Genomic DNA, 8,379 nt, shown 5'->3' on the forward strand with positions numbered 1-8,379 from the left:
GTCGGCAGATCACGCCATGGACTGCCCGTCCGGACAATCCATAGCACTGCCTCCAAAAATAGACGGTTGTTCCTCCCGCTTCGTCCCGGGTCGGTCGGCTTACCCAGACAATGCGGTTCCATCTTTGCCCACTGGGCGTCGGTCAGTACGAAGCGTTCCATCCAAAGTGTGAATCACATCTCCCCAAAAATGTGAATCCTAAATCCCCACAACCCCTAGAGTTTGTTTCACTTACGTGGAAGCGGTACCGGTCCGCTTCCCCACCCAACCTCCCGATCCAGCGTAATATATCGGGAGGTTGGGTGGGGGAGCGGGCCGGTACCGCCGTTTCAGCTTCGCTGAAACAAACTCTAAGCCGCCTGCGCGAGATCGCCCTGCGCTGCGGCGTCACCCTCGATATTGCGCGACACGAAGTCCCAGTTGATTACCTGGCCGAGCACGGCCTCGGCAAACTTCGGACGCGCGTTGCGATAGTCGATATAATAGGCATGTTCCCACACATCGAGGGTGAGAAGCGGCTTGATGCCGTCATGGCTCAGCGGAGTCTCGCCGTCGTGCAGCGAGGTGATCTTGAGCGCGTCGCCGGCGAGCACCAGCCAGGCCCAGCCACTGCCGAAATGGCCCACCGCCTCCTCGGCAAGCTTCTCGAGCATCTTTTCATGGCCGCCAAACGCCGCGTCGATCAGCTGGGTTAGCTGCGCCGAGGGTTTGCTCGACCCGGCGGGGGCAAGACATTGCCAGAAGAAATCGTGATTCCAGATCTGGCCGGCGTTATTCGCGAGCGGCTTGTCGCCACTGTCCTTGGCGAGCCGGATCACCTCGATCAGCGATTTCCCATCAAGGCCCTTCTCGTCGATCCAGCCGTTGACCTTGTCGATATAGGCCTTGTGATGCTTGCCATGATGATAGTCGAAGCTTTCGGCTGACAAGACCGGTTCGAGCGCCGCCCGGTCGAAGGGAAGCGGGGGAAGCTGAAAGGCCATGTCGTTCATCTCCATAGGAATATTCGATTCAAGGGGTTAACGATCCGGCGCGCGCAAGGGTCCGGCTCTGCCTGATATCTGTCGTAAAGCGGGCTCGGGACATCATTATGTGTGACAAACGATTCGCGGATTCCTAAGGTGCGCGCTGAAGCGATCCGCATGGCAAGGGAGCGGACGCAACATGCAGGGGACCCGCCATGGACAAATTTTTCGGCAATCTACATCTGGTATTGCTTACCGGCCTCGTCGCCGCGATCGCTCTGATAGCCTATCTCGGCCCTGATCAGGCGCTGTTGCTCAACTATGTGCTGCGCTGGCTGCACGTTTTCTTCGGCATCGTGTGGATCGGCCTGCTCTATTACTTCAACTTCGTGCAGATCCCGACCATGCCGTCGGTGCCTGCCGAGCTGAAGCCGGGCGTGTCGAAATATATCGCACCCAACGCGCTGTTCTTCTTCCGCTGGGGCGCCGCCTTCACCGTGCTGACCGGTCTCGCGGTCGCTTATATCACCGGTTATCTGCATCAGGCGATGGTGCTGCAGGCCGATTACCGCCTGATCGGCATCGGCATGTGGCTGGCGCTGATCATGGCGTTCAACGTCTGGTTCGTGATCTGGCCGAACCAGAAGAAGGCGCTGGGCCTCGTCGAAGCCGACGCCGACACCAAGGCGAAGGCCGCGAAGACCGCGATGATCTTCTCGCGGATCAACACGCTGCTGTCGATTCCGATGCTCTATGCGATGACCAACGCCAATCTTGGCTGATCATCGTCCGACATCGTGAAGAAGGGGCCGGGGGCGAAAGTCTCCGGCCCTTTTCTTATGACGATTAAGGGAAGCGCCGCATCCACGCTCGCTTCGCCCAGCGCGCGGCGGTCCGCAGCGGGCCGGGTAGCCGATCAAGCGGGCCGGGCGGGGCGATATCGGTGCGCGACGGGCGCTGGTGGCCGAGCGGCGGGCGCGCGAGCCAAGCGGTCAGATCGCAACGGCTGGCGCGGAACCAGCTATAAGCGCCGTCGACATGCATCGGCCCGCCCTCGGCGCTACCGGCCGGGCGCGTGAGCATCGCTTCGAGATAGGGGACGAGCGCCTCGATCGCGGTGCGGCCGAAGCCCAGAAAATGGGTAGTGCGTACCGGCGCGGCGCAGTCGGCAAGCATCAGCGGCGTGGCAGCGGCATCGGCGTCGCCAGGCCCCTCTGACAGATCATAGCCGCCATAGAAGATATCGAAGCCCAGGACGTCGAGTTGATCGAGCGCCGGCGGGAGCAGCGCCTCGATCCCGGCGGCGAAGTCGCAATCATCCTCCAGGATCAGGATCGCGTGGCAGCCGAGGTCGCGCGCCTCGCGCAGCATTGCAAGATGGCTGAGGAAGCAACCGTGCGCGCCGATATTGGGGAAGCCGCCGGCAACGGCGGGGCGAAGCGCGGGAAAAAGTCGCACGCGCGGATCGTCGAGCGAGGCGCCGATCCGGGCGAGTTCGCCGGCCATCTCGTGGCGGCGGTCGGCGCGGCCCGGCAGGTTGAGGATGTAGAGCCGGTCGAAGCTCGCGAAGAGCCGCTCGGCCGGAGTCATGCCTGCCGATCGAGCAGGTCGTGGCGGCGCAGCGCGTGGCGGAGCTGGTCATAGCTCAGCTTGAGCGCCAGCGCGGTCGCGCGCTGGTTGAAACGGCAGCGCTTGAGCGCAGCTTCGAGCAAAGCCTTCTCATGACCGAGCACCGCAGCGCGGAAGTCGTCGCAATCGAGATGGGCGGCGGCGGTCGTCACCGGCGCGGTCATGGCCGCAGGCATGGGAAGCGACGCCTCGGCCGCGGTGGCGGCCGGAGCGGCGGACGGCGGCGAGGCCGCCGGCCGCCAGGGGCTGTCGAACGGATCGAACTGGATCGCGTCGACCGGGGTCTCGGGATCGTCCCAGCGATAGACCGCGCGTTCCACGACATTGCGTAGTTCGCGGACATTGCCGGGCCAGTCGTGATCGGCGAGCGTCTGCGACGCAGCGGCGCTGAAGCCCGGCCAGTGCGGCCAGCCGAGTTCGGATGCCATGCGCCGCGCGAAATGCTCGGACAGCACCGGCACGTCGCCCTCGCGGACGCGCAACGGCGGCAGCGTCACCACCTCGAAGGACAGCCGGTCGAGCAGGTCGGCACGGAAGCGGCCCTTTTCGACCAGTTCGGGCAGGTTCTCGTTGGTCGCGGCGACGATGCGGACGTCGACCCGTATCGGTCGTGACGATCCGATCCGCGTCACCTCGCCATATTCTACCGCGCGCAGCAGCCGCTCCTGCGCACCCATCGACAATGTCGCAAGTTCGTCGAGGAACAGCGTGCCGCCATGCGCTTCCTCGAAACGGCCGACCCGCACCTTGGTGGCGCCGGTAAAGGCGCCCGCTTCATGGCCGAACAGCTCGGCCTCGATCAGATTTTCGGGCAGTGCCGCGCAGTTCATCGTCACCAGCGGCTGGTCCCAGCGCGGCGACAGGCGGTGGAGGCGCTCGGCGACCAGCTCCTTCCCGGTGCCGCGTTCGCCGATCACCAGAACCGGGCGGTTGAGCCCGGCGGCGCGGCTCGCCCGCTCAACCGAGTCGAGAAAGGCATAGGACTGGCCGATGAATTGCGCTTCGCGTTCCACAGCCGAGAGTTGGCAAATTTTCCCAAGTCTTGGCAATAGAAAATCGTGCCAGTCCGGTGCGTCCGGCCGGAAAGTCCCGGATTTTCGCCAATTCTGAAATTGGCACGGTCCCTGCAATATAACTGGCAACACCGGGCCAGCCGGGATCGAAACGCCAGTAGGGAATAGTCAGATGTTCAAGTTCGATAAGGTCGACCTCCAGCGCATCACCGTTTCGACGGTCGGCGCGGCGATCCTTTCCACCATCTGCGTGCTGGGCGCCGTCGCCCCGGCCCGCGCCGATGTGGCGACCGTACAGGTCGTCCAGATCGCCAAGTAAAGCATGGCGTCCGGGTCCGAAGCTATTAAGCTGACGGGGCGGACGCTTCCCCCAACCAAGCAGTATCGAGCGTTATAAGGAGCCTGAATATGGGGATTTTCTCCCGCACCCGAGACATCATCGCCGCCAATGTCACCGACCTGCTCGACAAGGCGGAAGACCCGGCGAAGATGATCCGCATGATCATCCTCGAGATGGAGGAGACGCTGGTCGAGGTGCGCGCCTCCGCGGCGCGCACGATCGCCGGCCAGAAAGAGCTCCGCCGGCAGATCGCCAAGCTCGACACGGTCCAGGCCAACTGGCTGGAAAAGGCCGAGCTCGCATTGTCGAAGGACCGCGAGGACCTCGCCAAGGCGGCGCTGACCGAGAAGCAGAAGGCCGCCGACCTGGCCGAGCAGCTCAACGAAGAGATCGCGCTGCTCGATGAATCGCTCAGGGCATCCGAGGGCGATATCTCCAAATTGCAGGGCAAGCTGCGCGAGGCGCGCGCCCGGCAGAACAGCATCGTCACCCGCCTCGAATCGGCAAATAACCGCGCGAAGATGCGCGAGATGTATGCCGGCCCGAAGATCGACGACGCCTTCTCGCGCTTCGAGCTGCTCGAACGCCGGGTCGACTATGCCGAAGGCCGCGCCGACGCGGCGGGCATGGGCGCCGCGCCGAAGACCCTCGACGAGGAGATCGCCGAGCTGCGATCGAGCGACAAAGTGGATGCCGAGCTCGCCGCGCTGAAGGCTAATATCGCAGGCAAGGGGGCCTGATCCGATGGAAGACACGCTCGTCCCGATCGTCGTCGTCGGCATCCTCTTCATCGGACTGCCCTGGCTGATCTTCCACTATGTCACCCAGTGGAAGAAGAATGGCGGCCTGACGGTCGAGGACGAGCGGCTGCTCGACGACATGCACGACATGGCTCGACGCCTTGATGAACGGCTCGGCACGCTGGAACGGATCCTGGACAGCCAGGATCCGGCCTGGCGCCCCCGCCAGGCAGCCGAGCGCAGCCGTGATGAGGACTGGCGCCGCGAGAATTGATCGCTGGCCGCTACAGATAACAGGAAGGGAAGTTCGCAATGTCCGCTCGTCGCACCAAATTCTACCTCGACAAGCGTAACCGCAAATGGCTGGGCGTTTGCGCCGGGCTGGCTGACTATACAGGGTTTGATGTGACCCTGATCCGGGTCGGCGTCGTGATCCTCACCTTCATGACCTCGGGCTGGACGATACTGGCCTATCTTGTCACCAACTGGCTCGCCAGCGACAAGCCCGGTGAGTTTTACGGCACCAGCCGCGAGGATGAGAAGTTCTGGCAGACGGTGCGGGCCCGGCCCGGCGCCACGGTCCGCGACGTCCGCGCCAAGTTCCGCGACATCGACCGCCGCATCGCCGACATCGAGACGCATGTGACCAGCCATAATTCGGCGCTGGCCCGCGAGATCGACGCGCTTCGCTGAGGCAATCGAGGCGACGGCTGCGTCAGGCTTCATGACATCGGTCGAAGCGAGCACGTCGTTTGTCGAAAAGATCAACCGACACTGTTGTAAGCAGGGTCTGGCTCAGGGTTCAGGGGTTGAACATGGACAATATCTTCGCCTTCATCTTTCTCAGCATTCCGATCATCGCCATCCTCGGCGGGGTTGCCAAGAAATGGCTCGCCCTCAAGGAGAAGCAGATCGGTGCGATGTCCGCCGACACCGCCGAGAAGGCCGCGCAATATGCGGCCAAGACCGAGCGGCTCGAACAGCGGGTCGCCGTTCTCGAACGCATATTGACCGATCGGTCGACGGTGCTGGCCGATGAGATCGACCGGCTGCGCGACCAGCCGATCAACTGACCCAATCTGATTTCGGAGACTCCGGATGAATCCCTTCGAAATGGTGGTGCTGATCGTCGCGATCACCGCAATCGCCAGCATCTTCCGCGCCAAATATGGCGTTGTCCGCAACCGCAAGGGTGACGAGTTCGTCCGCCCGGCCGACGATGCCGAAAACCAGCGGCTCCGCGACGAACTGCGGACGCTCAAGGAGCGGGTCGCCGTCCTTGAGCGGATCGCCACCGAAAATGACCGTGGCCTGACGCTCGATCGCGAGATCGAGGCGCTCCGGAATCGCGACTGAGCAAGAACAGGAAGGAAGCAGGACCATGCAGGATCCCATCTTCTGGCTGACCATCAGCGGCGCGGGCCTGATCGGCGTCGCCGTGCTGGCCTGGACCGCGCTGAGCGGCTGGCGCGGCTGGCTGGAACTCGAGCGGATGAAGCTCGCAGGCCATCACCACGCAGCCGCAACGCCCAGCGGCCCTTCGCCCGCCGCGCGGATCGAGCTCGCCGACCTCAAGGAGCGCGTCCGCAAGCTCGAGGCGATCGCGGCCTGGGTGGATCTCTGATCTCCGTCCACCATCATCCCGGCGAAAGCTGGGATGACGAGAAGTGCAAAATGCACTAGTCGCGCTCCCCATGACCGAGCCCGCCCATTTCGCCGACATCATCGACGAATATGAATTCCTCGATGCCGACGACCGCTACCGCCTGCTGATCGATCTCGGCAAGGCGCTGGAGCCGATGCCCGATGCGCTCAAGACCGATGCGACGCTGGTGCGCGGCTGTTCGGCGGCGGTGTGGGTCTATCCCACGGTCCGCGGCGACAAGACGCTGCACTTCCTTGCCGACAGCAACGCCGCGATCACCAAGGGGATCATCGCGCTCGTGCTGCTGACCGTTCAGGACAAGCCCGCCGCCGAGATTCGCGACACCGACATCGCCGCCGCGCTCGCGCCGTTCGACCTGAAGAACCAGCTCAGCTCAAACCGCACTCAGGGGATTCCGAACATGATCACGCTGATCCGGTCGACCGCCGAGCGCTACGCATGAGCGCGCGGCTGGCCCTGTTGCTGCTGATCGCTGCCATCCCGCTGGCCGCACCCGTCGGAGCCGCCCCGCCCGCAGCGACGCCGTTCGCCACCGGCGCGCTGACGATCGCCGGCGAGGCATTTGCGGTGTCGGACGTGCTCGACGCCCGCGCGCTGCCCGACATCAACGCCAAGGTCGGCATCATGCTGACGCTTACCCCCGCGGCGGCGGAACGGCTCGGCAGGATCAGCGCTGCGCTCGTCGGCAAGCCGCTGACGGTGGCGCTCGATGGCAAGACGCTCGGCGCCGAGCTGATCCGCAAGCCGCTGACCTCGGGTGTGATCGAGATTCCGGGCCGCTGGAACCTGACCGACGCCGAGGCGCTGGCGCGGCGGATCTCGGGCCGCGATCCGCTCCCCGACGATCTCGGCGAATAGATACTCGTCGCCTCGCCCCCGCCGGGCGACAATATATGGACAGGCTCCGCACCCTTTTTCCGCGCGCGGCGTTCTCCCATCTCCATGCAGCACCGCCCCATCGAACAGCTCGACACGATCGACTCTGCCCCCGGCATCGGCCGGATGCGGCGCGGGCGGGGGTGGCGGTTCGTGGCGGCGGACGGATCGACGGTCAGCGATGTCGAGGAGCGGATGCGCATCCTCCAGCTCGGCATCCCGCCCGCCTGGCGCAAGGTGTGGATCAATCCCGACGCCGATGCCCCGGTTCAGGCGACCGGGCTCGATGCCGCCGGACGCAAACAATATCGCTATCACACCGCCTGGCGCGAGATGCGCGATGAGGAGAAGTTCGCGGGGCTCCCCGAGTTCGCGAAGCACCTGCCGCATGTCCGCGCAGCGGTCCGCCGCGCGCTGCGGAGCCAGGATCCCTGGGAGCGGGCGCGGGCGGCGGCGGTGCGGCTGCTCGATGGTTTCGCGATTCGGGTCGGCTCCACCGATTCGGCGGCGCGCGGCAGCTTCGGCGCGACGACGCTGCTCAATCGCCACGCGCGGATAAACGGCGATGAGATCCACCTGTGCTTCTACGGCAAGCACGGCATCCGCGCCGAGCTGTCGGGCAAGGATGCGGCGCTCGCCGCCGCGCTGGCCGAACTCAAAACCTCGGGAGCGGGCGACCTTTTCGCTACGCGATCGGGTCTGCGCGTCCGTGCCGCCGACATCAACCAATGGATCTGCGAACTGACCGACGGCGCCGGCACGGCCAAGACCTTCCGCACCTGGCGCGCCTGCGCGGTGGCGGCGGGGATGCTGTCGCGGGGGCGGCGGACATCGGTAAAGACGCTGCTGGAGGAGGTTGCCCGCCAGCTTGGCAACACGCCGGCGGTGTGCCGCAAATCCTATGTCGCGCCGGCCTTCATCGACATGGCCAAGGCGGGCAGGTGGATCGAGAATGTGCCCGGCGAGCCGAAGGCGCTGCGCAGCAACGAGCGGGCCAGCCTCGCGGTGCTGACCGGGAAGCTCTAGGGGTTGTGGGGATTCATCGCGAGTTGATGACGGCTGCGGCGAGGTAGATCATTGCGGAGAAGCTTAGATCGGTTTTGCAGGCGCGCATGGCGATGCGCTTGAACTCTTTGAGTTTGCAGAAAAC

At 64.7% G+C, this 8,379-nt stretch carries 15 protein-coding genes; 11 read left to right on the forward strand and 4 right to left on the reverse strand.

Going from position 1 to position 8,379, the window contains the following annotated elements; genetic code table 11:
• Both WP12_RS24535 and WP12_RS23185 read right to left on the reverse strand, forming a co-directional pair.
• A partial coding sequence (locus tag WP12_RS24535) for a transposase (RefSeq protein ID WP_152663831.1) occupies positions 1-161 on the reverse strand: 161 nt, incomplete at its 3' end.
• 189 nt (positions 162-350) lie between these two features.
• Positions 351-983 (reverse strand): superoxide dismutase, encoded by a 633-nt coding sequence (locus tag WP12_RS23185; RefSeq protein ID WP_046196028.1) that lies wholly within the window; start codon positions 981-983, stop codon positions 351-353.
• 197 nt (positions 984-1,180) lie between these two features.
• On the opposite strand from WP12_RS23185, the gene WP12_RS23190 reads away from it, so the two are divergent.
• Positions 1,181-1,747, forward strand: a complete 567-nt coding sequence (locus tag WP12_RS23190) for a urate hydroxylase PuuD (protein WP_046196015.1) — start codon at positions 1,181-1,183, stop codon at positions 1,745-1,747.
• Between the two features lie 64 nt (positions 1,748-1,811).
• Here the strand turns inward: WP12_RS23190 and WP12_RS23195 are convergent, their stop codons facing one another.
• Together WP12_RS23195 and pspF are read right to left on the reverse strand one after the other, a co-directional pair.
• Positions 1,812-2,555 (reverse strand): hypothetical protein, encoded by a 744-nt coding sequence (locus WP12_RS23195; protein ID WP_046196016.1) that lies wholly within the window; start codon positions 2,553-2,555, stop codon positions 1,812-1,814.
• Positions 2,552-3,607, reverse strand: a complete 1,056-nt coding sequence (gene pspF, locus WP12_RS23200) for a phage shock protein operon transcriptional activator (RefSeq protein WP_046196017.1) — start codon at positions 3,605-3,607, stop codon at positions 2,552-2,554. The genes WP12_RS23195 and pspF overlap by 4 nt, the downstream gene beginning before the upstream one ends.
• A gap of 172 nt (positions 3,608-3,779) precedes the next feature.
• Between pspF and WP12_RS25430 the strand changes: the two genes are divergently transcribed.
• The 10 genes from WP12_RS25430 (at position 3,780) to WP12_RS23245 (ending at position 8,255) form a co-directional block, all read left to right on the forward strand.
• The gene (locus WP12_RS25430; RefSeq protein WP_160299276.1) at positions 3,780-3,926 is read left to right on the forward strand and encodes a hypothetical protein; all 147 of its coding nucleotides are present in this window, start codon (positions 3,780-3,782) and stop codon (positions 3,924-3,926) included.
• An 89-nt stretch (positions 3,927-4,015) separates the two neighbouring features.
• Positions 4,016-4,687, forward strand: coding sequence for a phage shock protein PspA (pspA, locus tag WP12_RS23205; protein WP_046196018.1), 672 nt, complete (start codon positions 4,016-4,018; stop codon positions 4,685-4,687).
• Between the two features lie 4 nt (positions 4,688-4,691).
• Positions 4,692-4,961, forward strand: a complete 270-nt coding sequence (pspB, locus tag WP12_RS23210) for an envelope stress response membrane protein PspB (protein WP_046196019.1) — start codon at positions 4,692-4,694, stop codon at positions 4,959-4,961.
• A gap of 38 nt (positions 4,962-4,999) precedes the next feature.
• On the forward strand, positions 5,000-5,380 hold the full coding sequence (pspC, locus tag WP12_RS23215; RefSeq protein WP_046196020.1) for an envelope stress response membrane protein PspC: 381 nt from the start codon (positions 5,000-5,002) through the stop codon (positions 5,378-5,380).
• A 122-nt stretch (positions 5,381-5,502) separates the two neighbouring features.
• Positions 5,503-5,760 (forward strand): hypothetical protein, encoded by a 258-nt coding sequence (locus WP12_RS23220; RefSeq protein WP_046196021.1) that lies wholly within the window; start codon positions 5,503-5,505, stop codon positions 5,758-5,760.
• Between the two features lie 25 nt (positions 5,761-5,785).
• Positions 5,786-6,043 (forward strand): hypothetical protein, encoded by a 258-nt coding sequence (locus WP12_RS23225; RefSeq protein ID WP_046196022.1) that lies wholly within the window; start codon positions 5,786-5,788, stop codon positions 6,041-6,043.
• Between the two features lie 25 nt (positions 6,044-6,068).
• Positions 6,069-6,311: a hypothetical protein gene (locus WP12_RS23230; protein WP_046196023.1), complete on the forward strand. Its 243-nt coding sequence runs from the start codon at positions 6,069-6,071 to the stop codon at positions 6,309-6,311.
• A 70-nt stretch (positions 6,312-6,381) separates the two neighbouring features.
• Positions 6,382-6,795, forward strand: coding sequence for a SufE family protein (locus WP12_RS23235; protein ID WP_046196024.1), 414 nt, complete (start codon positions 6,382-6,384; stop codon positions 6,793-6,795).
• Positions 6,792-7,211 carry a SecDF P1 head subdomain-containing protein gene (locus WP12_RS23240; protein ID WP_046196025.1) on the forward strand — a complete coding sequence of 140 codons (420 nt, stop codon included), beginning with the start codon at positions 6,792-6,794 and terminating at the stop codon, positions 7,209-7,211. Before WP12_RS23235 ends, WP12_RS23240 begins: the two co-directional genes overlap by 4 nt.
• An 84-nt stretch (positions 7,212-7,295) precedes the next feature.
• Positions 7,296-8,255 carry a DNA topoisomerase IB gene (locus tag WP12_RS23245; protein WP_046196026.1) on the forward strand — a complete coding sequence of 320 codons (960 nt, stop codon included), beginning with the start codon at positions 7,296-7,298 and terminating at the stop codon, positions 8,253-8,255.
• Positions 8,256-8,379: the final 124 nt, after the last annotated feature.

Source organism: Sphingomonas sp. SRS2, assembly GCF_000971055.1.
GTDB lineage: Bacteria > Pseudomonadota > Alphaproteobacteria > Sphingomonadales > Sphingomonadaceae > Rhizorhabdus.

Excerpts from the sequence above, each read along its gene's own strand:
- WP12_RS23185 (WP_046196028.1), bottom strand. The coding sequence starts at position 983 with ATGGCCTTTCAGCTTCCCCCGCTTCCCTTCGACCGGGCGGCGCTCGAA.
- WP12_RS23190 (WP_046196015.1), top strand. The coding sequence starts at position 1,181 with ATGGACAAATTTTTCGGCAATCTACATCTGGTATTGCTTACCGGCCTC.
- WP12_RS23195 (WP_046196016.1), bottom strand. The coding sequence starts at position 2,555 with ATGACTCCGGCCGAGCGGCTCTTCGCGAGCTTCGACCGGCTCTACATC.
- WP12_RS25430 (WP_160299276.1), top strand. The coding sequence starts at position 3,780 with ATGTTCAAGTTCGATAAGGTCGACCTCCAGCGCATCACCGTTTCGACG.
- pspA (WP_046196018.1), top strand. The coding sequence starts at position 4,016 with ATGGGGATTTTCTCCCGCACCCGAGACATCATCGCCGCCAATGTCACC.
- pspB (WP_046196019.1), top strand. The coding sequence starts at position 4,692 with ATGGAAGACACGCTCGTCCCGATCGTCGTCGTCGGCATCCTCTTCATC.
- pspC (WP_046196020.1), top strand. The coding sequence starts at position 5,000 with ATGTCCGCTCGTCGCACCAAATTCTACCTCGACAAGCGTAACCGCAAA.
- WP12_RS23220 (WP_046196021.1), top strand. The coding sequence starts at position 5,503 with ATGGACAATATCTTCGCCTTCATCTTTCTCAGCATTCCGATCATCGCC.
- WP12_RS23225 (WP_046196022.1), top strand. The coding sequence starts at position 5,786 with ATGAATCCCTTCGAAATGGTGGTGCTGATCGTCGCGATCACCGCAATC.
- WP12_RS23230 (WP_046196023.1), top strand. The coding sequence starts at position 6,069 with ATGCAGGATCCCATCTTCTGGCTGACCATCAGCGGCGCGGGCCTGATC.
- WP12_RS23235 (WP_046196024.1), top strand. The coding sequence starts at position 6,382 with ATGACCGAGCCCGCCCATTTCGCCGACATCATCGACGAATATGAATTC.
- WP12_RS23240 (WP_046196025.1), top strand. The coding sequence starts at position 6,792 with ATGAGCGCGCGGCTGGCCCTGTTGCTGCTGATCGCTGCCATCCCGCTG.
- WP12_RS23245 (WP_046196026.1), top strand. The coding sequence starts at position 7,296 with ATGCAGCACCGCCCCATCGAACAGCTCGACACGATCGACTCTGCCCCC.